This is a genomic window from Streptomyces sp. NPDC015532, assembly GCF_043078065.1.
Classification (GTDB): domain Bacteria; phylum Actinomycetota; class Actinomycetes; order Streptomycetales; family Streptomycetaceae; genus Streptomyces.
Genome location: NZ_JBIBSY010000005.1, coordinates 310,365 through 333,868 on the forward strand (window position 1 = coordinate 310,365; position 23,504 = coordinate 333,868).

Genomic DNA, 23,504 nt, shown 5'->3' on the forward strand with positions numbered 1-23,504 from the left:
TGCCCGATCCGTGACCGTCTGAGAAAGAAGCGTCGCGGAAGCGTTACAGGTGACGTACGGGCGGTACACGGAATTTGCACGCACGGACCTGTGAGGGGTTGGATGGCCGGTCCATCTCACGCTCATCCCGGACCGGCGCCCCGCGCGAAGCCTGTAGCGTGGCCCGACGGAGACCGTAACAACCACCGCGCAGACCGCGGGCAGAAACGACGGCGAGGACTGATGGCACAGCAGCAGCGCGCTCAGGGCCCGTCCGACCCCGAGGCGGCTGGCGGCGGTATGTCAGATGCGCCTGAGCTGTGGGGTAACGGCGGGCTGGTCGGCGACGGCCGGTATCGGCTGACACACAGGCTCGGCCGGGGCGGCATGGCCGAGGTGTTCGCCGCCGAGGACGTGCGCCTCGGGCGCACCGTGGCGGTCAAGCTGCTGCGCTCCGACCTGGCCGAGGACCCCGTGTCCAAGGCCCGTTTCACCCGCGAGGCACAGTCGGTCGCGGGGCTCAACCACCACGCGGTCGTGGCCGTGTACGACTCCGGCGAGGACGTCGTCGGGCACGGTGTCGTCCCGTACATCGTCATGGAGATCGTCGAGGGTCACACGATCCGCGATCTGCTGATCAACGCCGAGGCTCCGGGGCCCGAGCAGGCGCTGATCATCGTCTCCGGTGTGCTGGAGGCGCTGGCCTACTCGCACCAGCACGGGATCGTGCACCGGGACATCAAGCCGGCGAACGTGATCATCACGGAGACCGGCGCGGTCAAGGTGATGGACTTCGGCATCGCGCGTGCCCTGCACGGCGCGCAGTCGACGATGACCCAGACCGGCATGGTCATGGGCACCCCGCAGTACCTCTCCCCGGAGCAGGCGCTCGGCAAGGCCGTCGACCACCGCTCCGACCTGTACGCGACCGGCTGTCTGCTCTACGAACTCCTGGCGCTGCGGCCCCCGTTCACCGGCGAGACCCCGCTGTCGGTGGTCTACCAGCACGTCCAGGACATTCCGATGCCTCCCTCGGAGGTCTCGGGCGAGGTGCCGCCGGAGCTCGACGGGCTCGTCATGCGCGCCCTCGCGAAGGATCCGGACGACCGGTTCCAGACCGCCGAGGAGATGCGCGGACTCGTCCAGTACGCGCTCCAGATGCTGTACGACCAGGGCAGCCACACCGGCACCTGGAACACCGGCCCCGTCACCATGCACGAGCCGCACGGCCAGGGCCCCGGTTTCGCGGGTGCGGCCGCGCTGCCGCACCCCGGTGACTACGGCACCACGCAGATCCCGGCACCGCTCATCCCTCCCTACGGGGGCGGCGACGACGGCGGCTTCGAGGGCCACGGCAACCGGGGCGGAGGCGGCGGCAAGCTGTGGATCCTCGCGCTCTTCGCGCTGATCGCCATCGCCGGAGGCGTCGGGCTCGCGCTCCACAACATGGGCAACGGCACAGGTTCGGGGACCGGGACCACGCCGTCGCCGACCGTCTCGCACTCCAGCAAGAACGACGGCTCCACCGAGCAGCCGAGCGACGACTCGACGGACCAGTCCACGGGCGACGCCACGTCGGACGACTCGACCAACACCGGCGACAGTACGGACTACCCCCCGTCCTACGAGCCGACCCGGAGCGTCACCAGCGAGCCGACGACGGACGAGCCGACCGACGAGCCGACGAAGACCGCGCCGACCACGGCGGCCCCGACCACCCCGGCCACACCGACGGGCGAGCCGCAGACCACGCCGCCCGCGGAGGGCACGGAGTCTCCCGACGACGGGTCCGTGGGCTGACCTGACGACCGGGCCGGGTCCGAACGGCCCGGGCGGAGCACACCTTCCACGCGCGCGAGGAGCCCACGAAGGGCTTCACGCGCGCGTGCGGCGTTCCGCGTCGTCCCCGCCCAGGACGTTCATGGCCCCGTCGTTCAGATGTCCAGGGCCCCCGTCGTTCAAGGGTGACGCTGCTCCGCCTGTTTGCGCGCCACATAGGCGGCCGCCTGCGACCGGCGCTGCATTCCCAGTTTGGACAGCAGGCTCGACACGTAATTCTTGATCGTTTTCTCGGCGAGGTGCAATCGCTCCCCGATCTGGCGATTGGTGAGCCCTTCACCGATCAGGTCGAGGATTCTGCGTTCCTGGTCGGTGAGACGGGAGAGCCGTTCGTCGTCCTCGCTGCCGCCGCCGTTCCGCAGCCTTTCCAGGACACGCGCGGTGGCCACCGGGTCGAGCAGAGATTTTCCGGCCGCGACATCCCGGATCGCCGCGAGCAGTTCATGGCCGCGGATGGCCTTGAGGACATAGCCCGAGGCGCCTGCCATGATCGCGTCGAAAAGGGCCTCGTCGTCGGCGTACGAGGTCAGCATCAGGCATGTGATGTCCTCGTTCACGGAGCGGATCTCGCGGCACACCTCCACGCCGCTGCCGTCCGGAAGGCGCACGTCCAGGACGGCCACGTCCGGGCGGGTGGCCGGGATCCGGACCAGTGCGTCGGCCGCCGTGCCCGCTTCCCCGACCACTTCGATGTCGTCCTCGACCGAGAGCAGTTCGTGGACACCGCGGCGGACCACTTCGTGGTCATCGAGGAGGAATACGGTGATTTTCCCGATTTCACGCACGGTGTCAGTCTCACACACGGTCATGGGCATTGCCCCAAGTGAACTCTTCCCGAGCCCGGGGTGGCCGGGATAACGTGCCGGTGTTCCGGCCCCCTGCAAGGCTGTGACCAGTGCTGTGACCAGCGACTGTTCCGATCTGCTCGATCTAGTAGGAAATCCACGTTTCCAAGTACTTGGATTTCCTATCAAAATCGCAGGTCAGGAGGGGTTTCACAGAATTGTGAAGCACTGGGTAACGTGGCAGTTGCAGGGCGCTCGCCGGGGCACCTGTCACGCCTGTTCCCGGCCGAGTGGCACCCACCCCGTGCACGGGTGCCGGAACAGGCGAGCCGCTCTCCCGAGCTCGAACCGCGAGCGAGGGGGACCCCAGCCTTCCGGCAACCCCGGGGGCCGGACCGACGGAGGAGCACACGTGACCGTGGAGAGCACTGCCGCGCGCAAGCCGCGACGCAGCGCCGGTACGAAGAGCGCCGCGAGCGCCAGTACGACCGGTACCAAGAGCGCCGCGAGCAGGAGCGCCGGCGCGGCCGCCAAGAAGTCGCCCGGGGCGACGGGCGGCGAGCCGGAGCTCGTTCAGCTGCTGACCCCGGAAGGCAAGCGGGTCAAGGACGCCACGTACGACCCGTACGTCGCCGACATCACCCCCGAGGAGCTGCGCGGCCTGTACCGGGACATGGTCCTGAGCCGCCGCTTCGACGCGGAGGCCACCTCCCTGCAGCGCCAGGGCGAGCTGGGCCTGTGGGCCTCGATGCTCGGCCAGGAAGCCGCCCAGATCGGTTCGGGCCGGGCCACCCGCGACGACGACTACGTCTTCCCGACCTACCGCGAGCACGGCGTCGCCTGGTGCCGCGGGGTCGACCCGACCAACCTGCTCGGCATGTTCCGGGGTGTGAACAACGGCGGCTGGGACCCGAACGGCAACAACTTCCACCTGTACACGATCGTCATCGGCTCGCAGACGCTGCACGCCACCGGCTATGCCATGGGCATCGCCAAGGACGGCGCCGACTCGGCCGTGATCGCGTACTTCGGTGACGGTGCCTCCAGCCAGGGCGACGTCCTGGAGGCCTTCAACTTCGGGGCGGTCTACAACGCTCCGGTGGTGTTCTTCTGCCAGAACAACCAGTGGGCGATCTCCGAGCCGACCGAGCGCCAGATGCGCGTGCCGCTGTACCAGCGCGCGCAGGGCTTCGGCTTCCCGGGCGTCCGCGTGGACGGCAACGACGTGCTCGCCAGCCTCGCGGTGACCCGCTGGGCCCTGGAGCGGGCACGCAACGGCGAGGGCCCCACCCTGGTCGAGGCGTACACGTACCGCATGGGCGCGCACACCACCTCCGACGACCCGACCAAGTACCGGGCCGACGAGGAGCGCGAGGCGTGGGAGGCCAAGGACCCGATCCTGCGCCTGCGCGCCTACCTGGAGGCCGAGAACCACGCGGACGACGGATTCTTCGCGGACCTCGAGACCGAGAGCGAGGCGTTGGGCAAGCGAGTGCGCGAAGCCGTACGAGCCATGCCGGACCCGGACAGCTTCGCCATCTTCGAGAACGTGTACGCGGACGGGCACGCGCTCGTCGACGAGGAGCGCGCCCAGTTCGCCGCCTACCAGGCGTCGTTCACGGACGCCGGGGAGGGCAAGTAGCCATGACGACGGAAAAGATGGCGCTGGCCAAGGCGATCAACGAATCGCTGCGCACGGCCCTCGACGCCGACCCCAAGGTCCTGATCATGGGCGAGGACGTCGGCAAGCTCGGCGGTGTCTTCCGGGTCACCGACGGTCTCCAGAAGGACTTCGGCGAGGAGCGGGTCATCGACACCCCGCTCGCCGAGTCGGGCATCGTCGGCACCGCGATCGGTCTGGCCCTGCGCGGCTACCGCCCGGTCGTGGAGATCCAGTTCGACGGTTTCGTCTTCCCCGCCTACGACCAGATCGTCACCCAGCTCGCGAAGATGCACGCGCGGGCGCTGGGCAAGATCAAGCTGCCCGTCGTCATCCGTATCCCCTACGGCGGCGGCATCGGCGCGGTCGAGCACCACTCGGAGTCCCCGGAGGCGCTGTTCGCGCACGTGGCGGGCCTGAAGGTGGTCTCTCCCTCGAACGCCGGCGACGCCTACTGGATGATGCAGCAGGCCATCCAGAGCGACGACCCGGTGATCTTCTTCGAGCCCAAGCGGCGCTACTGGGACAAGGCCGAGGTCAACAAGGACGCCATCCCCGGTCCGCTGCACAAGGCACGGGTGGCGCGCGAGGGCGGCGACCTGACCCTGGTCGCCTACGGTCCGATGGTGAAAGTCTGCCTGGAGGCCGCCGCGGCCGCCCAGGAGGAGGGCAAGTCGATCGAGGTCCTGGACCTGCGCTCGATGTCCCCGATCGACTTCGACTCCATCCAGGCCTCGGTCGAGAAGACCCGCCGCCTGGTCGTCGTGCACGAGGCCCCGGTGTTCCTCGGGACGGGCGCGGAGATCGCGGCCCGCATCACCGAGCGGTGCTTCTACCACCTGGAGGCGCCCGTTCTGCGGGTCGGCGGTTATCACGCCCCGTACCCGCCGGCCCGCCTGGAGGAGGAGTACCTTCCGGGCCTGGACCGGGTGCTCGACGCCGTCGACCGCTCGCTGGCGTACTAGGAGAGAGTCGTGACGACGATGACTGAGAACGCGTCGGGACTCCGCGAGTTCAAGATGCCCGATGTGGGCGAGGGACTCACCGAGGCGGAGATCCTCAAGTGGTACGTCCAGGTCGGTGACACGGTCACCGACGGCCAGGTCGTCTGCGAGGTCGAGACCGCCAAGGCTGCCGTCGAGCTCCCCATCCCCTACGACGGTGTGGTGAGCGAGCTCCGCTTCCCCGAGGGCACGACGGTGGACGTCGGCCAGGTGATCATCGCGGTGGACGTGTCCGGTGGCACGCTCGCGCCGGCCGCCCCGGCGGCCGAACAGGTCCCGGCCGCTCCCGCCGCTCCCGTCGCTCCGGCGGAGGCCCCCGACGAGGAGGCCAAGCCCCAGGGCCGCAAGCCGGTCCTCGTCGGGTACGGCGTGGCGGAGTCCTCCACCAAGCGGCGCCCCCGCAAGGGCGCCGACGCCCCCGCCCAGCAGGGCGGGACGCTCTTCGCGGCCACCGCGATCCAGGGCGAGCTCAACGGCCACGGGGCCGTGTCCGCCCAGCAGCGGCCTCTCGCCAAGCCCCCGGTCCGCAAGCTGGCCAAGGACCTCGGTGTCGACCTGGCGACGGTGACCCCGTCGGGTCCGGACGGCATCATCACGCGGGAGGACGTCCACGCGGCGGCCGCCCCGGCGCAGGCGCCCGCTCCGGCCCCGCAGGCCCCGGTCCAGGTCCAGCCGCAGGTCCCGGCCCCGGCAGCGTCGTACGACGGCGCGCGGGAGACCCGGATCCCCGTCAAGGGCGTCCGCAAGGCGATCGCCACCGCCATGGTCGGCTCCGCGTTCACCGCGCCGCACGTCACCGAGTTCGTGACCCTCGACGTGACGCGCACGATGCGGCTGGTCGAGGAGCTCAAGCAGGACAAGGACATGCAGGGGCTGCGGGTCAATCCGCTGCTGCTCGTGGCCAAGGCCCTGCTGGTCGCCATCAAGCGCAACCCGGGCGTCAACGCGTCCTGGGACGAGGCCAACCAGGAGATCGTCCAGAAGCACTACGTGAATCTGGGCATCGCCGCGGCCACGCCCCGCGGCCTGATCGTCCCGAACATCAAGGACGCCCACACCAAGACCCTGCCGCAGCTGGCCGAGTCGCTGGGCGAGCTGGTGGCCACGGCCCGTGAGGGCAAGACCTCGCCGGCCGCGATGCAGGGCGGCACGGTGACGATCACCAACGTCGGTGTCTTCGGCGTCGACACGGGCACGCCGATCCTCAACCCCGGCGAGTCCGCGATCCTCGCGGTGGGCGCGATCAAGCTCCAGCCCTGGGTCCACAAGGGCAAGGTCAAGCCCCGTCAGGTCACCACGCTGGCGCTCTCCTTCGACCACCGTCTGGTCGACGGCGAGCTCGGTTCCCGGGTCCTCGCCGACACCGCGGCCGTCCTGGAGCAGCCCAAGCGGCTGATCACCTGGGCGTGATCCGAGGGAGCGGGGGGATCTGAGTCCCCCCGCCGACCCGTGACATACGAAAGGGGCCTGCCGCGCGGTGAGCGCGGCAGGCCCCTTCTTCGTTCAGGTGCCTCAACGGGCGAAGGCGTAGTTCATCAGCTTGGTGGCGTCCGACGTGCGGGCGCTGATCGACGTGGAGGCGAGCACGGTCCCGATGACCGTCTTGCCGTTACGGGTGGCGGCGAAGACGAGGCAGTACTTCGCCTCGGGACCCGAACCCGTCTTGACGCCGATCGTGCCGGAGTAGCCGTTCAGCAGAGGCTTGTTGGTGTTCTCCCACGTGTAGTAGCGGTAGCCGCCACTCGCGGTCGTCACCTTCTGCTTGGTGCTGACGGTCTTGACGATCGTCTTGAACGTGGTGCTCTTCATGGCACTGCTGGCGATCTTCGTCAGGTCGCGCGGCGTCGAGTAGTTCGAGCCGTGGCCGATACCGTCGAACGAGTCGAAGTGCGTGTTCGTCAGGTGCAGGCTGGTCGCGGCCGAGTTCATCTTGCCGATGAACGACTTCACGCGGGCGGCGCGCGTCGTGCCCGAGCCGAACTTGTCGGCGAGCGCGTAGGCGGCGTCGCAGCCGGACGGCAGCATCAGCCCGTAGAGGAGCTGACGGACGGACACCTTGTCGCCGACGATCAGGTGAGCCGAGGAAGCCGTGTTGGCGACGATGTAGTCGCTGTACGCCTTCGCGACCGTGACCTTGGCGTCCAGGTTCAGGTTCGGCTGGGCCAGCACCACCTTGGCCGTCATGATCTTCGTGGTGGAGCCGGTGGAGCGGCGGGTGTCGGCCGCCTTGCTGTACAGGGACGCGGCGGTCCCGTTGTTCATCACATAGCCGCCCTTGGCGGCGATCGTGGGCGTGGCAACGGCGCCCGCGGGTGCGGCGCCGAAGCCGCCGGCTGCCAGCACGGCGCCGGTCGTGAGGGTCACTGCGGCGGCCCTGCGGAAACGCGTGCCCTTAATGCCGGTAATCAAAATGAATGCTCCGTATGCGCGAAATGCCCCTGGGAGAACGGCACATAGGGATGCCGTCCCACGTTCAGACTCGCGGGGAACGCGAAGGGATGTATGGCGAACGGAGGAATTGCATGTGACCTGGGTTACATGCGGGGGCTGTTGGGGTCCGCATGCTGAAATGCCCACGGGCATGCGTACGTGTTGTATCTATGATGTGCGCATGCCTTCAGCCCCACCCGCGCCGACGCGGCCTCCCGTGAAACAGCCGCCCGCCGCGGACCGCGTCTACGCCCACGTCAAACAGGGTGTCCTGGAGCGCCGTTACGAGGGCGGGTCCCTCCTGACCGAGGGCGAACTCGCCGACGCGGTGGGCGTTTCGCGCACCCCGGTCCGTGAGGCGCTGCTCCGCCTGGAGGCGGAAGGGCTGATCAAGCTCTACCCGAAGAAGGGCGCGCTCGTCCTGCCGGTCTCCGCCCAGGAGATCGCCGACGTGGTCGAGACCCGCCAGCTCGTGGAGGAACACGCCGCGCGCAAGGCCGTACCGGCGTCGCCGCGGCTCCTGGCCCGTCTGGAGGAACTGCTCGCCCAGCAGAAGGAACAGGCCGCCGCCGGGGACCTGGCCGCCGCCGCCGTCACCGACCGCTGCTTCCACGCCGAGATCGTCCGCAGCGGCGGCAACGAGATCCTCTCCCGGCTCTACGACCAGCTTCGCGACCGTCAGCTCAGGATGGGGGTCGCCGTGATGCACGCGCACCCCGACCGGATCACCAAGACGCTCGTCGAGCACGAGCAGATCCTCCAGGCGCTGCGGGCCGGTGACGCCGACGCGGTCGTCGGCCTCATCCACGGCCACGTGAGCTGGTTCTCCAACCTGGCGCGGGGCGAGGTCCGATGAGCTCCTCGGCCACCCTGCCCGGCGACCCGCCCGGCGGCCGGCGCGCGATCGCCGTGTGGGGCATCGGCGTCTCGGTGTACTTCGTCGCGGTCATCTTCCGTACGTCACTGGGGGTGGCCGGGCTCGACGCGGCGGACCGTTTCCACGTGGGCGCCTCCGCCCTGTCCACGTTCTCCATCCTCCAGCTCCTCGTGTACGCGGGCATGCAGATACCGGTCGGGCTCCTGGTCGACCGGCTCGGCACCAGGAAGGTGCTGACCATCGGCGTCGTGCTGTTCACGGCGGGGCAACTGGGCTTCGCGTTCTCCTCGTCGTACGGCATGGCGCTCGCCTCGCGCGCCCTGCTGGGCTGCGGTGACGCGATGACGTTCATCAGCGTGCTGCGGCTCGGCACCCGGTGGTTCCCCGCCCGGCGCGGTCCGCTCGTCGCGCAGTTCGCGGGTCTGGCCGGCATGGCCGGGAACCTCGTCTCGACGCTCGTGATCGCCCGGCTGCTGCACGGCGTGGGCTGGACGGCCGCGTTCGCCGGCAGTGCCGCCGCCGGTGTGGTCGTCCTCGTCCTTCTGCTGCTGTTCCTGGAGGACCACCCCGAGGGCCACCGGCCGGAGCCGTTCCCGCACCGGGGTGCCGCGTACGTCCGCCGGCAGATCGCCGCGTCCTGGCGGGAACCGGGCACCCGGCTGGGCCTGTGGGTGCACTTCACCACGCAGTTCCCGGCGATGGTGTTCCTGCTGCTGTGGGGGATGCCGTTCCTCGTCCAGGCGCAGGGCCTGTCGCGGGGCACGGCCGGTGAGCTGCTGACCCTCGTCGTCCTGGCCAACATGGGGGCCGGGCTGGTGTACGGACAGATCGTCGCCCGGCACCACACCGCGCGGCTGCCGCTGGCCCTCGGTACGGTCGCGGCGACGGCGGTCGTGTGGGCCGGGGTGCTGGTGTACCCCGGCGAGCACGCGCCGATGTGGCTGCTGGTCGTGCTGTGCACGGTGCTCGGGTTCTGCGGGCCGGCCTCGATGCTCGGCTTCGACTTCGCGCGCCCGGCGAATCCGCCGGAGCGTCAGGGCACCGCCTCCGGGATCACCAACATGGGCGGTTTCGTCGCCTCGATGACGACGCTGCTGGCCATCGGTGTCCTGCTCGACGCCACCGGTGACGACTACCGGATCGCCTTCGCGTCCGTGTTCGTGCTCCAGGCGCTCGGGCTCAGCCAGATCTTCCGGCTGAGGAAGGAGGCGGCCCGCCGGGAGCGGGAACGGCTCGTGGCCAGCCGGGTGGAGACGGTGCACGTACCGGCGTGACCGCCGCCGACGCCCCACCGTCCTGCTGCTGCCGCCGCTGCTGTGCACCGTCCGGGACGTGCGGAGCGGGACGGAGGGCGGGGAGACGCCCCCGCCCCGTCGTCGCGTGCGCGACCGCCCCGCCCGTTACGGCGTGACGGCGAAGCCGCGCAGGATCGCCGCGGTCAGTTCCGGGTCGCCCTCGGCCTTGATGCGGTCGGACACGGCGTCGGGGCCGACCCGGCCGCAGGCGAGCCGGACGAACGTCTCCCAGTCCAGGGCGAGGCTGGCGGCCGGACCGAGGGAGGGCGAACCGTCTATCGAGCCGCGCCCCTCGGCGTCGACACGGACGGTGCGCAGGAACTCGACGGGACCGTGCACGTCGAAGACGACCGCGGAGTTCGCCGGAGCCCCCGCGTTCTTGGCGACGATCTTCGGCAGGGCGGCCAGCAGCTGGTCCCGCACGATCTGCGAACCGGGGGAGTCGAGGTTCCCCGGCCGGCCCAGCGTGTACCGCAGGTCCTGCTCGTGCACCCACACGTCGAACGCCCGGTTGAGCATGGCCTTTTCGAGGGTGACCTCGGTGCCGAGCGGACCCCGCACCTTTGCGTCGGGCTGCCGCGACTCGTTCCGCAGCTGCCGGTTGCGGCGGATGACCGTGTACTCCAGCTCGGAGGTCATCTCCGGCGCCGTGTGGTGGCGGCGCACGTCGACCTGCATCTCCATGTACCGCTGGTGTTCGTTCGTCACGTGGTAGAGGTCGCGGGGAAGGGTGTGGATCGGCCGCGGGTCGCCGAGCATCTCGCAGTCCAGCCCGATGACATGCGAGACGATGTCACGAACCGACCAGCCGGGGCACGGAGTCCGCCGGTTCCACTCGCCCTCCACAAGCGGCTGCACCAGCTCGGATATCGCTTCGATCGAGTGGGCCCAGGCGTCGGCGTAGGACTGAAGACTCGGATGCAGACTCACGGAACGGGACCCCTCGGGCGGTTGGACGCGGGCATTTCACAGGCAGCGGGTGTCTTGGGACGCTAAGTTACGCTGCTGTGAGGCACCCCGGCAGTGCTTTCGTGTGACGATCGTAGGCCCGGTATCCACGGCTCGAATGCCAGGACGGTGGTAGTGTGCGCGCTTCGCTCCTCCAGATCGACGTAAACGACGACGAATCGGTCGCATCCCGCAGGCTCCGTGTGGCGGACCTGGTGCGTGATCAAGCCGGAGTCGATCTCGTCGTGCTCCCCGAGCTGTGGACCACCGGGGCCTTCGCCTACGAGGAGTTCGGGGCGTCGGCCGAGCCGCTGGACGGGCCGACCCACGAGGCGATGAGCAAGGCGGCGAGCGACGCGGGCGTGTGGCTGCACGCCGGCTCGATCCCCGAGCGCGCCGCCTCCGGGACCGGCCCCGAGACCGAGGCCCCCCTCTACAACACCTCTCTCGTCTACTCCCCCGCCGGCGAACGCGTCGCCGCCTACCGCAAGATCCACCGCTTCGGCTTCGACAAGGGCGAGGCCGTGCTCATGGGCGCGGGCGCGGAACTGGTGACGGTGCGGCTGCCGGAGACCGTCATCGGCGTCGCCACCTGCTACGACCTCCGGTTCCCCGAACTCTTCCGCGGACTCGTCGACGCGGGAGCGCAGACCTTCGTCCTCCCGGCGGGCTGGCCCGAGCGGCGCCGCGCGCACTGGACCCTGCTCGCGCAGGCACGCGCCGTCGAGAACCAGGCGTACGTCCTCGCCTGTGGAACGGCCGGTACGCACGCGGGGGTTCCCCAGGCGGGACACTCGATCGTGGTCGACCCGTGGGGCGAGGTTCTCGCCGAGGCGGGCCCGGACGAGGAGATCCTCACGGTGGAGTTCGACCCGGCGAAGGTCGCGGAGACGCGGGAACAGTTCCCGGCCCTGAAGGACCGCCTGCTGGGCCTGGACACCCCCACCCGCTGACCGGGACCCCGCCCGCCGGCCCGGCATCCCCGCTCGCGGACCGGCATCCCGCCCCGTCGGCCTGCGGCGCCCCGGCGCGGGCCGGTCGGCACCCTCCCCGGGCGGACCGTGCCGTCAGTCGTCCCCCCGTTCCTTCTCCGCCAGATGGATCACGCACACGGCGACCGCGATCAGCAGCGCCGGATCGGCGTCCTCCCGTACGACGTCGACGCCGTAGGTGTCGCGGAGGTGCAGCCAGCGCCGGGAGATCTGGGCGAGGAGTTCGTTGTCGTAGTCGACGGCGAACTCGCGGTCGAGGATCTTGCCGCTGACGTCGAGCTCGGTGCCGTCGACCAGCGACACGCGATAGTGATTGCGGAGCAGGGACAGACGCTTGCGCTTGATGGTCGCGAGCGGATCGCCGTCCCGCTCGATGATCATCGTGTCGCGCAGCGCGAGCATCTTCTGGTGGATGTCGATCAGGACGCGTCCGCGGGTGTCCTTCAGCTGGAAGGTGTCCCGCAGCCGCATCGCCTTGCCGTCGACGAGGAAGACCTTGTTGCCGTGGTCGTCCTCGATCCAGTAGTCGTCACCGAAGCCGAGCAGCCGGTCGCGTACGAGGTATCTCATGCCGTCACCGGTTCCCCGGAGGGCGTTCCGCAACGCCGCCGGTAGGCCGACGGGCTGAGTCGGGCCCCCCGCCGCACCCGTTCGCGCGGGTTCGCGGCGAGGACCCCGGCCGCCTCGTGCCGCCCTGGTGGCACCCTTGATCACATGAACGCCGCCTCTCCCGCCCCGCGCCGTGTCCGCGTCCGTGCCCCCGAGCTCGTCGGCAAGGGCGGCTGGCTGAACACCGGCGGGAAGGACCTGAGGCTCGCCGACTTCCGGGGCCGCGTACTGATCCTGGATTTCTGGACCTTCTGCTGCATCAACTGCCTTCACGTCCTGGACGAGTTGCGGGAGCTGGAGGAGAAGCACCGGGACACCGTCGTCATCGTCGGGGTGCACTCGCCGAAGTTCGCCCACGAGGCGGAGCACCGGGCCGTCGTCGACGCGGTGGAGCGCTACGGGGTGGAGCACCCGGTGCTCGACGATCCGGAGCTCGCGACCTGGAAGCAGTACGCCGTACGGGCCTGGCCGACGCTCGTGGTGATCGATCCCGAGGGGTACGTCGTCGCCCAGCACGCCGGTGAGGGGCACGCCCACGCCATCGAGCGGCTGGTGGAGGAGCTGGAGGCCGAGCATGCCGCGAAGGGCACGCTGCGGCGCGGCGACGGGCCGTACGTGGCGCCCGGATCCGAGCCGACCGTGCTGCGCTTCCCGGGCAAGGCGCTCGCCCTGCCGAACGGCAATCTGCTGGTCAGCGACACGACCCGGCATCAGCTCGTGGAGCTGGAGGAGGACGGCGAGACCGTCGTCCGGCGCATCGGATCCGGTGCCAGGGGCTTCGTGGACGGCGGCGCCGAGGAGGCCGGGTTCAGTGAGCCGCAGGGGCTCGCCCTGCTCGACGGGGGCGCGGTCGTCGTCGCGGACACGGTGAACCACGCGCTGCGCCGGGTCGATCTCGCGACCGGCGCGGTCGGCACGCTCGCGGGCACCGGCCGCCAGTGGTGGCGGGGGTCGCCGACGTCGGGGCCGGCACGCGAGATCGATCTGTCCTCGCCGTGGGACGTGGCCCTGTTCGGCGGGAAGGTCTGGATCGCCATGGCGGGGGTGCACCAGCTGTGGGCGTACGACCCGGAGGCGGGGACGGTCGAGGTCACCGCGGGCACGACGAACGAGGGGCTGGTCGACGGACCGGGACCCGAGGCCTGGTTCGCTCAGCCGTCGGGGCTCGCCGCCACCGGGGACAGGCTCTGGCTGGCCGACTCCGAGACCTCGGCGCTGCGCTGGGTCGACCCGGACGGGAGTGTGCACACCGCCGTCGGCACCGGGCTCTTCGACTTCGGGCACCGCGACGGGGCCGCCGGACAGGCCCTGCTCCAGCACCCTCTGGGGGTCACCGCGCTGCCGGACGGTTCGGTCGCGGTCAGCGACACGTACAACCACGCGCTGCGCCGCTACGACCCCGCGACGGGCGAGGTGACCACGCTGGCCACGGATCTGCGGGAGCCGAGCGACGCCGTGCTCGTCGGGGACGACATCGTGGTGGTGGAGTCCGCGCGGCACCGGCTGATCCGGCTGCGGCTGCCCGAGGAGGCCGCACGGGTGGAGTCGGTCGCCCACCGCACCCGGCGCGCGGCCACCGACGTGACCCCCGGGGCCGTCCGGCTGGACGTGATCTTCCAGGCGCCGGCCGGCCAGAAACCGGACGCGAGCCACGGCCCGGCCACCCGGCTGCTCGTGTCCGCCACCCCGCCCGAGCTGCTGCTCGCGGGCGAGGGGGCCGGCACCGATCTGTCACGAAGGGTCGAGCTGAACCCGGCCGTCCCGGAGGGCGTGCTGCACGTGTCGGCGATGGCGGCGTCCTGCGACGACGATCCGGCCACCGAGTTCCCGGCCTGTCATGTTCACCAGCAGGACTGGGGTGTGCCGGTCCGCCTCATCGAAGGCGGTGCGGACCGGCTGCCCCTGGTCCTCGCGGGCATGGACGCCTGACCTGGCTCACACGCCGTAGCCGTCCGAGTAGCCGTCGCGGCGGTGCCGCTCGTCGTCCACGACCGTCGCGGTCGGCGGTACGACGACGCGCCTGCGCCGCGCGATGCTGCTGAAGGTCGTCACGCCGATCAGTCCGACGATCATGAGGATCACGCCGACGAGGTGAAGGTTGACCCCCTGCATGTGCCAGTCGGTCGCGAACGTGAGGATCGCCCCCGCGGCGATCAGGATGATGCATCCGCCCAGGCCCATGGGTGTCGTCTCCTTGGAATAGCAACTCCAGGTCGTTCAGGACGGGTTCCGGGTACCCGGAACCCCACGAGCCATGCGGAGGCGGTTCCTCACGTCGGTCCGGAACCTGCCGGTCCCGCGGGGGCGGGCGGGGTCGGGCTCATCCCTCCAGGAACGCCGTCAGCGCGTTGGCCAGCAGGAACGGGTCGTCGGCGGCGCAGAGTTCGCGGGCGCTGTGCATGGACAGGATGGCCACGCCGATGTCGACCGTCCTGATGCCGTGCCGCGCCGCCGTGATGGGGCCGATGGTGGTGCCGCAGGGCATGGAGTTGTTGGAGACGAAGGACTGGAACGGCACGCCGGCCTTCTCGCAGGCGGCGGCGAACACGGAGCGGCCCGAACCGTCGGTGGCGTAGCGGTTGTTGACGTTCACCTTGAGGATGGGGCCGCCGCCCGCACGCGGGTGGTGCGTCGGGTCGTGCCGCTCGGCGTAGTTGGGGTGCACGGCGTGGCCGGTGTCGCAGGAGAGACAGATGGTGCCGGCGAAGGCGCGCGCCCGGTCCTCGTAGGAACCGCCGCGTGCGAAGACAGAACGTTCCAGCACACTGCCGAGCAGCGGTCCGTCGGCGCCGGTGTCGCTCTGCGAGCCGTTCTCCTCGTGGTCGAAGGCGGCGAGGACCGGGATGTACGACAGCCCGGAGTCGGCCGCCGCGACCGCCGCCAGCGCGGCCGTGGCCGCGTGCACGGACAGCAGGTTGTCCATGCGCGGCCCGGCGAGCAGCTCGTTGTCGCGGCCCAGATAGGAGGGGCGCTCGACGGAGTGGGTCATCAGGTCCCAGCCGGTGACCTCGCTCGCGGGCAGGCCGGACTCCTCCCCCAGGAAGGAGATCAGATCGCCCTCGCGGGCGTCGCCGAGTCCCCAGACGGGCTGGAGGTGGCGCTGCTTGTCGAGCTTGAGCCCTTCGCTGCTGACGGAACGGTCCAGATGGATGGCGAGCTGCGGCACGCGCAGGAGCGGGCGGTCGATGTTGACCAGACGGGTCGAGCCGTCGCGCAGCGACAGGCGTCCGGCCAGGCCCAGGTCCCGGTCGAGCCAGGAGTTCAGCAGCGGGCCGCCGTAGATCTCCACGGCGACCTGCCGCCAGCCGTGCGCGCCGGTGTCGGGCAGGGGCTTGACCCGCAGGTTCGGGGAGTCGGTGTGCGCGCCGATGATCCGGAACGGGGTGTGCGGCTCGGCGCCCTCGGGCACGTACCAGGCGATGATCGCCCCGCCGCGCAGCACGTACTTCCCGCCGCTGCTCCCTTCCCACGCGTCGGTCTCGGCGACCTGACGGAATCCGGCCTTCTCCAGCCGCTCGGCGGCGGTCGCCACGGCGTGGTACGGCGTCGGGCTCGCCGCGAGGAAGGACATGAGGTCGTCGGTGTGGCCGCGGTCGAAGCGGGTGGGTGCACTCATGGGTTCACCTTAACGACGCACGAGGGCCCGCTCCCGGGGTTGGGAACGGGCCCTCGTAAGGGGGATGTGAAGGGCGGACACCTCGGGACACCTGAACACGGGGACAGGCGCCGGGTCGGCGCCCGCCCGTCGGGGCAGGCGCCGGCGTGGTCCTAGAAGGCGGCCTCGTCCAGCTCCATCAGGTCCAGGTCGACGCCCTCGGCGAGCTTGCGGGCACCGGTGACGCCCGGCAGCACGGTGGCGGCGAAGAACTTCGCGGCCGCGATCTTGCCGGTGTAGAACGGCTTGTCCTTGGCGGAGGCGGTCTCCAGCTTCTCCGCGGCGACGGCCGCACCGCGCAGCAGCAGGTAGCCGACGACCACGTCACCGGAGGCCATCAGGAGGCGCGTGGTGTTGAGGCCCACCTTGTAGATGTTCTTGACGTCCTGCTCGGTGGCGGCGAGGTCGGTCAGCATCAGGCCGACGATGGCCTCCAGCTCGACGGCGGCCTTGGCGAGCTGCTCGCGGGCCGCGGAGAGGTCCTCGCCGCCGGTGCCGAGCGCCAGGAACTTCTTGATGTCCTCGGCGAGGGAGTTCAGCGCCGCGCCCTGGTTGCGGACGATCTTCCGGAAGAAGAAGTCCTGGCCCTGGATCGCGGTGGTGCCCTCGTACAGGGTGTCGATCTTGGCGTCGCGGATGTACTGCTCGATCGGGTACTCCTGCAGGAAGCCGGAGCCGCCGAAGATCTGGAGCGACTGGGCGAGCAGCTCGTAGCCCTTCTCGGAGCCGTAGCCCTTCACGATCGGCAGGAGGAGGTCGTTCATGGCCTCGGCGGCGGCGGTTTCCTCGCCGGCGGCCTCCAGGACCTGGATCTCGTCCTGGACCGCGGCGGTGTGCAGGACCAGGGCGCGCATGCCCTCGGCGTACGCCTTCTGCGTCATGAGCGAGCGGCGCACGTCCGGGTGGTGCGTGATGGTGACCTTGGGCGCGGCCTTGTCCATGAAGTCGGCCAGGTCGGTGCCCTGGACGCGCTCCTTGGCGTACTCCAGCGCGTTCAGGTAGCCGGTCGACAGCGTGGAGATGGCCTTCGTGCCGACCATCATGCGGGCGAACTCGATGATGCGGAACATCTGGCGGATGCCGTCGTGCTTGTCGCCGATCAGCCAGCCCTTGGCGGGGTGGCGGTCGCCGAAGGTCATCTCGCAGGTGTTGGAGGCCTTGAGGCCCATCTTGTGCTCGACGTTCGTCGCGTACACGCCGTTGCGCTCGCCCAGCTCGCCGGTCTCGAAGTCGAACTCGAACTTCGGGACGAGGAAGAGGGACAGGCCCTTGGTGCCGGGGCCGTGGCCCTCGGGGCGGGCGAGGACGTAGTGGAGGATGTTCTCCTCCATGTCGTGCTCACCGGAGGTGATGAAGCGCTTCACGCCCTCGATGTGCCAGGAGCCGTCCGCCTGCTGGATGGCCTTGGTGCGGCCGGCGCCCACGTCGGAGCCGGCGTCCGGCTCGGTGAGCACCATGGTGGAGCCCCAGCGCTTCTCGACGGCCATCGTCGCGATGTGCTTCTGGACGTCGTTGCCCTCCTCGAAGAGGATGCCCGCGAACGCGGGGCCGCTGGAGTACATCCAGACCGCCGGGTTCGCGCCGAGGATCAGCTCCGCGTAGGCCCAGATCAGGGAGCGGGGCGAGGTGGAGCCGCCGATCTCCTCGGGCACGCCGAGACGCCAGTACTCGGAGTCCATGAACGCCTTGTACGACTTCTTGAAGGAAGCCGGGACCGGCGCGGTGTTGGTCTCCGGGTCGAAGACCGGGGGATTGCGGTCGGCGTCCGCGAAGGACTCGGCGAGCTCGTTCTCCGAGAGGCGGGTCAGCTCCTCGAGGATGCTCTTGGCGGTGTCCGTGTCCATTTCCGCGAACGGGCCGGTGCCGTACAGCTTGTCGCGCCCGAGCACCTCGAAGAGGTTGAACTCGATGTCGCGGAGATTCGACTTGTAGTGCCCCATGGCGACGGCTCCGTAAGGGATCGGCGAGGCACTGACTCCTCGCATCTTTGTCACGTACCAGCAAGTAGCTACGATGATGCTACCCGTCAGTAATAAGAAGCAACCCCGGGTGGGCCATATGTGGCCCACTACTCTTTGACGCATGTACGGCTACGAGCAGAACGCAGGCGCCCAGCAGGGGTACGTCCCGCCGCAGCAGCAGATGCCCGGCCAGATGCCGGACGGGCAGATGCCCGGCGGGTACGGCCAGCAGCCGCCCCTGTACCCCGAGCCGTCCCCGCCGTCCCTGCCGGACGCGGTCCGGGCGTTCACCACGGGCGCCATGGCGGCCGAGGACTTCCAGCAGGTCTTCGCCACCTCGAAGGTCTACTGCCCGCGTGGTGACAACCCCGGATTCCTGGCGCTGCACAACACTCAGCAGCCCGTCATCCCGATGTTCAGCTCGCTCAAGGAGCTGCGCCGGTACGCGGGCAAGGAGTCCAAGTACTTCGTGATCACCGGAGCCGAGGTGATCGATCTGCTGCCCACGGGCTACGGCTTCGTGATCGACATGGAGGGCAAGCACCGCATGGTCTTCGACGCGAAGGCCGTGGAGCAGATGGTGGACTTCGCGATGCGCCGTATGTACGGCTGACGGTCCGCCGCGGGTGCCCCGGTACCCCGGTGTCCGTTGACCGGATGCCTTTCGAACCTGTGCCGCCCGGAGGGAATGTCCTCCGGGCGCGCGTCGTTATGGCTGGCAGAAAGTTCAATACTCAACTAAACTCGAAGCACAAGGAGGTACCGACATGCCCGCAGTGACTGTCGAGAACCCGCTGGCCCTGCCCCGTGTGGCCGCGCCGGCCGACGCGGTGGACCGTCCCGTGCTCACGGTGACGACCGCGCCCCAGGGCTTCGAGGGAGAGGGTTTCCCGGTCCGCCGCGCGTTCGCCGGGATCAATTACCGGCACCTGGACCCGTTCATCATGATGGACCAGATGGGTGAGGTGGAGTACGCGCCGGGCGAGCCGAAGGGCACCCCCTGGCACCCGCACCGCGGCTTCGAGACCGTGACTTACATCATCGACGGCATCTTCGACCACCAGGACTCCAACGGTGGCGGCGGCACGATCACCAACGGCGACACCCAGTGGATGACGGCCGGGTCCGGCCTGCTCCACATCGAGGCGCCGCCGGAGCACCTCGTGATGTCGGGCGGCCTCTTCCACGGGCTCCAGCTGTGGGTGAACCTGCCGGCCAAGGACAAGATGATGGCCCCGAGGTACCAGGACATCCGGGGCGGCACCGTACAGCTGCTCAGCACCCCGGACGGCGGCGCGCTCCTCCGCGTCATCGCCGGTGAGCTCGACGGCCACCAGGGACCGGGCATCACGCACACCCCGATCACCATGGTCCACGCCACGCTGCGGCCCGGCGCCGAGATCACCCTGCCGTGGCGCGAGGACTTCAACGGCCTCGCCTACGTGCTGGCCGGACGCGGCAGCGTGGGCGCGGACCGCCGCCCGGTCCACACCGGCCAGACCGCCGTCTTCGGCACGGGCTCCTCGCTGACCGTCCGGGCCGACGAGAAGCAGGACTCCAACACGCCCGAACTGGAGGTCGTGCTGCTCGGCGGCCGGCCGATCCGTGAGCCGATGGCCCACTACGGCCCGTTCGTGATGAACACCCGCGACGAGCTCCAGCAGGCCTTCGAGGACTTCCAGAAGGGCCGCCTGGGGACGATCCCGGCGGTGCACGGGATGTCGGAGGGCGGGCTGTAGGCCCTCCCCAGGCCCGACCCGGGGGCTTCGCGGCTCTCGGGAAGGGCAGCGCACAACGCTCGCGGAAGCCCCGTCCGGCGGACCGGACGGGGCTTTGCCGTGCGCCGGGCGAAGGGGTTCCCCGCGGGACACCCGCCGGACGACGCGGGTTCCTCGCGGGACCCCTCCCCCGTTCGGCCTTCCCCGGGCGCCGGTCCGGCTGACGCATGGTCAGCTGGTTGGGTGCAGCTACTCCCCGAGGGCGCCCGGCGGTTGGCGGCCTGGTGTGTCGTGATCCTGCTGGCCGCCGGGGTCGGATGGGTGGGGATCCTGCTGTGCGAGGAGTTCAGTACGGCGGTGGTGCCGGTGCTGCTCGCGCTGCTGGGGACCGCGCTGCTCGGACCGCTGTACCGGCGGATGGTCAAGGCACGGATCAACCGCTCGCTCGCCGCCGCCCTGACCTGCGTCGCGGTGGCCGTCGTGGTCGGCGGCGCCGTCTACGTCGTCGTCGCCGCGCTCATCCACACCGGCTCCCAGATCGTGTCCTCGCTCCGGCAGGCCTCGCGTTCCGTCGCCGAGCACTTCGGCGCGGCGGGCACCTCGCTCGATGACATCGCCGCCAACTCCAAGGACCTGCTGGCCAAGTTCGGCGGCACGGCCGCGTCCAACGTCGTCAGCGGCGTCAGCGTCGTGGCCGAGACCCTCGCCATGTGCTTCCTCGCCCTGCTGCTCGTGTTCTTCTTCCTGCGCGACTCGCACAAGGTGGCCGGATCACTGCGGTCGCTCGCGCCCCGGGGGACCGCCGACGTCGTCGAGGCCATGGCCCGGCGCGCCTACGCGGCCGTCGAGGGCTTCATGCGCGGGACGACGATCATCGCGCTCATCGACGCCGTCTGCATCACCGTCGGACTCCTGGTCCTGCGCGTCCCGGGCGCCGTCGGGCTCGGCGCGCTGGTCTTCGTCGGGGCGTACATCCCGTATCTCGGCGCGTTCCTCTCCGGCGCGGTGGCCGTCCTGGTCGCCCTCGCCGACCGGGGGTTCGTCATCGCCCTGTGGACGCTCGGGCTCGTGCTCGCGATCCAGATGCTGGAGGGATACGGCCTCCAGCCGATGATCCAGAGCCGGCAGGTGCAGATGCACCCGGCGGTGGTCCTGCTCGCGATCACGGCGGGCGCCTCCGTGGCGGGCGTCCTCGGCATGCTGCTCGCCGTCCCCCTGACGGCCGCCGTCTTCGGCGTTCTGCACGAACTCCGTGCGCTCTACGCGCCAAAAGGGCCGGGAGAACCCGGAGGACCACCGGGTTCGGAGGGCTCGAAAGGACCGGGGACGCCGGGACTCCCCGGAGTGCCGGGGGCATCGGGACCACCGGCGGACGCGTAGCCGTCGGCCGGCCGGTCGCCGTCCGCGGATCCCTGGTCCTCCGCGGCGCCCGGATCCGCCGGTCCGTCGGAGTGCGCCGTCTCGGCGAACGCGTCCCACGCGCCGAGCGGCGTGGAGTCGTCCGAGGTCCCGGACTCGCCGGGATCCGTGTCAGCCGCCTCGGAGAACTCGAACCAGATGGTCTTGCCCTGGCCCCGCGGGTCCACCCCCCACGCGTCCGCGAGCATCTCGACGAGCACCAGTCCCCGTCCGGACGACGCCAGCTCCCCGGGATGGCGCCGGTGCGGCAGGGCGTCGCTGCCGTCGGTGACCTCGACCCGCATCCGCCGTTTGCCCGGCTCGCCGCCCACCTCGGCGACGAGCAGGGCGTCCGCGTCGGTGTGCACGAGGACGTTGGTGACCATCTCGGAGACGAGCAGGACCGCCGAGTCGAGCTGATCGGCGGAGGCCCAGTCGTGCAGGAGCTCCCGCAGCTGCTGACGGGCCTCCGCGATCCGCTCGGGCTCGGCCTGCGCCACGGTCAGCATCGTGCGGCGCAGCAGCGGCCGTACGGGTGGCGCCGCGTCGTCGTCGGCACCCTCCAGGGGCAGCCGGGACAGCAGCAGCACGGCTATGTCGTCCTCGCGCCGGTCGGCCAGCGGACCGGTGGTGTGGTGGGACGAGGGCCCGTGCACGGCCTGGACGAGCGCGTCGGCGAGGGTCTCCATGTCGCCGTCGTGGGATTCGAGCGTCCGGCGGATCCGGCGCCAGCCGGTGTCGAGGTCGTGGCCGCCGGTCTCGATGAGCCCGTCGGTGCAGATCAGCATGGTCTCGCCCGGTTCCAGGACGAGCCGGGTGGTCGGGTAGTCGGCGTCCGGGTCGATGCCGAGCGGCAGCCCGCCCGCCGTGGGCCGCATCAGCACGGTCCCGTCCGCCATCCGTATCGCGGGATCGGGATGTCCGGCGCGCGCGATGTCCAGCGTCCCGGTCGCCGGGTCGACCTCGACGTACAGACAGGTCGCGAAGCGCACATCGGCGGGGTCCGCCGGTTCCTCGTCCTCGTCGGCGCCGCCGCTCGACCCGTAGGTCACCGAGTCGGTGACCCCGTAGAGGAAACGCGCCGCCCGTGACAGCACCGCGTCGGGGCGGTGGCCCTCGGCGGCATAGGCGCGCAGGGCTATCCGGAGCTGGCCCATCAGACCCGCGGCGCGGACGTCGTGGCCCTGCACATCCCCGATGACCAGGGCGTAGCGGCCGGCCGGCAGCGGGATCACGTCGTACCAGTCGCCGCCCACCTGGAGGCCGCCGCCGGTCGGGACATAGCGCGCGGCGACGCTCATGCCCGGCATCCGCGGGCCGAGCGTCGGCATCATCGAGCGCTGCAGGCCGTCGGTCAGCTCGCGCGCGGTCTCGGCGGCTCCGGCGCGCGAGAGGGCCTGCGCGAGCATGCGGGCGACGGTCGTCAGGACCGAGCGCTCGTCGGGCGTGAAGGTGACGGGGTAGGTGAAGGCCGCCATCCACGCGCCCATGGTGCTTCCGGCGACCGTGAGCGGCAGGAACGCCCAGGACTGCCGGCCGAAGTGCCGGGCGAGGGGCCAGGACGCCGGGTAGCGGTCCTTGTACTCGTCGGGGGAGGAGAGGTAGACCGCACGGCCCGTACGGACGACCTCGGCGGCCGGATAGTCCGTGGCCAGCGACATGTGCGAGAAGGGGCCCTCGTCGCCCGGCTGGTGCCCGTGGTGGCCGATGATCGTCAGCCGGTCGCCCTCCGCGCCGAAGACGGCGAGACCGTCCGGGGAGAATCCGGGCATCGACAGTCCCGCCGCCACCCGCAACACCTCCGCCGTGGACCGCGCCTCGGCCAGGGCCCGCCCGGCGTCGAGCAGGAACGCCTCCCGCGAGCGGCGCCAGTCCCCGGTGACAGGGGTGCGCGCGGCGGCGTCCGGAGGCTGCTCGCTGACCTCCTGGAGGGTGCCGATCAGCTCGTACTGCCCGGTCTCGGGGTCGACGAGCGGCTTGGAGCGGCTGCGGACCGTGCGGAGCACCCGGCCGTGCTCGTCCATGATCCGCATCCGGGCCTCGGCGAGCGTGCCCTCGGCCACCGCGAGGTGCACCACCCCGTCCATCTCGTTCCAGTCGACGGGGTGGACGTGCGAGCGCGCGCCCGCCTCGGTGAGGGTCGTCAGCTCCGCGGGCATGCCGATCAGTCGTGCGGCCACCGCGTCGAAGGTGACGAGTCCCGAGGCGTCGTCCCAGCGCCACACGCCGGTGGCGAGTGTGGCCAGGACGTCCCCCACGGCGGGCAGGGACTCACCAGTGCGCATGCGCCCACTGTAGGAACAGGTGATCCGTGCCTGCCACCGATGGCCTTCACCGATGCCCGTCAGGGCCGT

At 70.6% G+C, this 23,504-nt stretch carries 18 protein-coding genes and 1 pseudogene; 11 read left to right on the plus strand and 8 right to left on the minus strand.

Annotated features, from left to right (window positions below; genetic code table 11):
• The first annotated feature begins 222 nt into the window (after positions 1 to 222).
• Entirely contained in the window at positions 223 to 1,779 is a 1,557-nt protein-coding gene (locus tag ACF07B_RS18910; protein ID WP_392179700.1) for a protein kinase, read from the plus strand.
• A 158-nt stretch (positions 1,780 to 1,937) separates the two neighbouring features.
• Here the strand turns inward: ACF07B_RS18910 and ACF07B_RS18915 are convergent, their stop codons facing one another.
• Positions 1,938 to 2,603 (minus strand): response regulator, encoded by a 666-nt coding sequence (locus tag ACF07B_RS18915; protein WP_392179883.1) that lies wholly within the window; start codon positions 2,601 to 2,603, stop codon positions 1,938 to 1,940.
• Between the two features lie 412 nt (positions 2,604 to 3,015).
• On the opposite strand from ACF07B_RS18915, the gene pdhA reads away from it, so the two are divergent.
• Genes pdhA through ACF07B_RS18930 form a run of 3 tightly spaced genes read left to right on the plus strand, consistent with a single transcriptional unit; the run spans position 3,016 to position 6,677 of the window.
• Positions 3,016 to 4,245, plus strand: coding sequence for a pyruvate dehydrogenase (acetyl-transferring) E1 component subunit alpha (gene pdhA, locus ACF07B_RS18920; protein ID WP_392179701.1), 1,230 nt, complete (start codon positions 3,016 to 3,018; stop codon positions 4,243 to 4,245).
• Between the two features lie 2 nt (positions 4,246 to 4,247).
• Positions 4,248 to 5,228 carry an alpha-ketoacid dehydrogenase subunit beta gene (locus tag ACF07B_RS18925; protein ID WP_392179702.1) on the plus strand — a complete coding sequence of 327 codons (981 nt, stop codon included), beginning with the start codon at positions 4,248 to 4,250 and terminating at the stop codon, positions 5,226 to 5,228.
• 9 nt (positions 5,229 to 5,237) lie between these two features.
• A complete protein-coding gene (locus tag ACF07B_RS18930) occupies positions 5,238 to 6,677 on the plus strand; it encodes a dihydrolipoamide acetyltransferase family protein (protein WP_392179703.1) in 1,440 nt (479 codons plus the stop codon).
• Between the two features lie 102 nt (positions 6,678 to 6,779).
• Here the strand turns inward: ACF07B_RS18930 and ACF07B_RS18935 are convergent, their stop codons facing one another.
• Positions 6,780 to 7,676, minus strand: a complete 897-nt coding sequence (locus tag ACF07B_RS18935) for a D-alanyl-D-alanine carboxypeptidase family protein (RefSeq protein ID WP_369480818.1) — start codon at positions 7,674 to 7,676, stop codon at positions 6,780 to 6,782.
• A 202-nt stretch (positions 7,677 to 7,878) separates the two neighbouring features.
• Between ACF07B_RS18935 and ACF07B_RS18940 the strand changes: the two genes are divergently transcribed.
• A complete protein-coding gene (locus ACF07B_RS18940) occupies positions 7,879 to 8,553 on the plus strand; it encodes a GntR family transcriptional regulator (protein ID WP_362393625.1) in 675 nt (224 codons plus the stop codon).
• A complete protein-coding gene (locus ACF07B_RS18945; RefSeq protein WP_392179704.1) occupies positions 8,550 to 9,848 on the plus strand; it encodes a nitrate/nitrite transporter in 1,299 nt (432 codons plus the stop codon). Before ACF07B_RS18940 ends, ACF07B_RS18945 begins: the two co-directional genes overlap by 4 nt.
• Before the next feature lie 126 nt (positions 9,849 to 9,974).
• Here ACF07B_RS18945 and ACF07B_RS18950 read toward each other — a convergent pair whose 3' ends face one another.
• Positions 9,975 to 10,799, minus strand: coding sequence for a maleylpyruvate isomerase family mycothiol-dependent enzyme (locus ACF07B_RS18950; protein ID WP_392179705.1), 825 nt, complete (start codon positions 10,797 to 10,799; stop codon positions 9,975 to 9,977).
• A gap of 155 nt (positions 10,800 to 10,954) precedes the next feature.
• On the opposite strand from ACF07B_RS18950, the gene ACF07B_RS18955 reads away from it, so the two are divergent.
• Positions 10,955 to 11,770, plus strand: coding sequence for a carbon-nitrogen family hydrolase (locus ACF07B_RS18955; RefSeq protein ID WP_392179706.1), 816 nt, complete (start codon positions 10,955 to 10,957; stop codon positions 11,768 to 11,770).
• 114 nt (positions 11,771 to 11,884) lie between these two features.
• Here ACF07B_RS18955 and ACF07B_RS18960 read toward each other — a convergent pair whose 3' ends face one another.
• Positions 11,885 to 12,379 carry an LURP-one-related/scramblase family protein gene (locus ACF07B_RS18960; protein WP_261706493.1) on the minus strand — a complete coding sequence of 165 codons (495 nt, stop codon included), beginning with the start codon at positions 12,377 to 12,379 and terminating at the stop codon, positions 11,885 to 11,887.
• Positions 12,380 to 12,523: 144 nt separating this feature from the next.
• Between ACF07B_RS18960 and ACF07B_RS18965 the strand changes: the two genes are divergently transcribed.
• Complete coding sequence (locus ACF07B_RS18965; RefSeq protein WP_392179707.1) at positions 12,524 to 14,347, plus strand: NHL domain-containing thioredoxin family protein; 1,824 nt, start codon at positions 12,524 to 12,526, stop codon at positions 14,345 to 14,347.
• A gap of 6 nt (positions 14,348 to 14,353) precedes the next feature.
• Here ACF07B_RS18965 and ACF07B_RS18970 read toward each other — a convergent pair whose 3' ends face one another.
• The 3 genes from ACF07B_RS18970 to ACF07B_RS18980 form a co-directional block, all read right to left on the minus strand.
• On the minus strand, positions 14,354 to 14,599 hold the full coding sequence (locus tag ACF07B_RS18970) for a DUF6458 family protein (protein ID WP_362393608.1): 246 nt from the start codon (positions 14,597 to 14,599) through the stop codon (positions 14,354 to 14,356).
• Positions 14,600 to 14,738: 139 nt separating this feature from the next.
• The gene (locus ACF07B_RS18975) at positions 14,739 to 16,034 is read right to left on the minus strand and encodes a M18 family aminopeptidase (RefSeq protein ID WP_369480824.1); all 1,296 of its coding nucleotides are present in this window, start codon (positions 16,032 to 16,034) and stop codon (positions 14,739 to 14,741) included.
• 152 nt (positions 16,035 to 16,186) lie between these two features.
• Entirely contained in the window at positions 16,187 to 18,013 is a 1,827-nt protein-coding gene (locus tag ACF07B_RS18980; protein WP_392179708.1) for an acyl-CoA dehydrogenase, read from the minus strand.
• A 142-nt stretch (positions 18,014 to 18,155) separates the two neighbouring features.
• Here ACF07B_RS18980 and ACF07B_RS18985 point away from each other — a divergent pair, with 142 nt between their 5' ends.
• The 3 genes and pseudogenes from ACF07B_RS18985 to ACF07B_RS18995 form a co-directional block, all read left to right on the plus strand.
• On the plus strand, positions 18,156 to 18,647 hold the full coding sequence (locus ACF07B_RS18985; RefSeq protein ID WP_362393600.1) for an SseB family protein: 492 nt from the start codon (positions 18,156 to 18,158) through the stop codon (positions 18,645 to 18,647).
• 154 nt (positions 18,648 to 18,801) lie between these two features.
• Positions 18,802 to 19,773, plus strand: coding sequence for a pirin family protein (locus ACF07B_RS18990; protein WP_392179709.1), 972 nt, complete (start codon positions 18,802 to 18,804; stop codon positions 19,771 to 19,773).
• Between the two features lie 222 nt (positions 19,774 to 19,995).
• Positions 19,996 to 21,057, plus strand: a pseudogene (locus ACF07B_RS18995) (AI-2E family transporter); the annotation flags it as partial.
• Here ACF07B_RS18995 and ACF07B_RS19000 read toward each other — a convergent pair.
• A complete protein-coding gene (locus tag ACF07B_RS19000; RefSeq protein WP_392179710.1) occupies positions 21,012 to 23,435 on the minus strand; it encodes a SpoIIE family protein phosphatase in 2,424 nt (807 codons plus the stop codon). The pseudogene ACF07B_RS18995 and the gene ACF07B_RS19000 sit on opposite strands and share 46 nt — an antisense overlap.
• Positions 23,436 to 23,504 lie beyond the last annotated feature (69 nt).

What these genes read in the sequence shown, in the direction of transcription:
- ACF07B_RS18910 (WP_392179700.1), top strand. Translation starts at nt 223, where the DNA reads ATGGCACAGCAGCAGCGCGCTCAGGGCCCGTCCGACCCCGAGGCGGCT.
- ACF07B_RS18940 (WP_362393625.1), top strand. Translation starts at nt 7,879, where the DNA reads ATGCCTTCAGCCCCACCCGCGCCGACGCGGCCTCCCGTGAAACAGCCG.
- ACF07B_RS18980 (WP_392179708.1), bottom strand. Translation starts at nt 18,013, where the DNA reads ATGGGGCACTACAAGTCGAATCTCCGCGACATCGAGTTCAACCTCTTC.
- ACF07B_RS18965 (WP_392179707.1), top strand. Translation starts at nt 12,524, where the DNA reads ATGAACGCCGCCTCTCCCGCCCCGCGCCGTGTCCGCGTCCGTGCCCCC.
- ACF07B_RS19000 (WP_392179710.1), bottom strand. Translation starts at nt 23,435, where the DNA reads ATGCGCACTGGTGAGTCCCTGCCCGCCGTGGGGGACGTCCTGGCCACA.
- ACF07B_RS18960 (WP_261706493.1), bottom strand. Translation starts at nt 12,379, where the DNA reads ATGAGATACCTCGTACGCGACCGGCTGCTCGGCTTCGGTGACGACTAC.
- ACF07B_RS18945 (WP_392179704.1), top strand. Translation starts at nt 8,550, where the DNA reads ATGAGCTCCTCGGCCACCCTGCCCGGCGACCCGCCCGGCGGCCGGCGC.
- ACF07B_RS18975 (WP_369480824.1), bottom strand. Translation starts at nt 16,034, where the DNA reads ATGAGTGCACCCACCCGCTTCGACCGCGGCCACACCGACGACCTCATG.
- ACF07B_RS18925 (WP_392179702.1), top strand. Translation starts at nt 4,248, where the DNA reads ATGACGACGGAAAAGATGGCGCTGGCCAAGGCGATCAACGAATCGCTG.
- ACF07B_RS18990 (WP_392179709.1), top strand. Translation starts at nt 18,802, where the DNA reads ATGCCCGCAGTGACTGTCGAGAACCCGCTGGCCCTGCCCCGTGTGGCC.
- ACF07B_RS18985 (WP_362393600.1), top strand. Translation starts at nt 18,156, where the DNA reads ATGTACGGCTACGAGCAGAACGCAGGCGCCCAGCAGGGGTACGTCCCG.
- ACF07B_RS18970 (WP_362393608.1), bottom strand. Translation starts at nt 14,599, where the DNA reads ATGGGCCTGGGCGGATGCATCATCCTGATCGCCGCGGGGGCGATCCTC.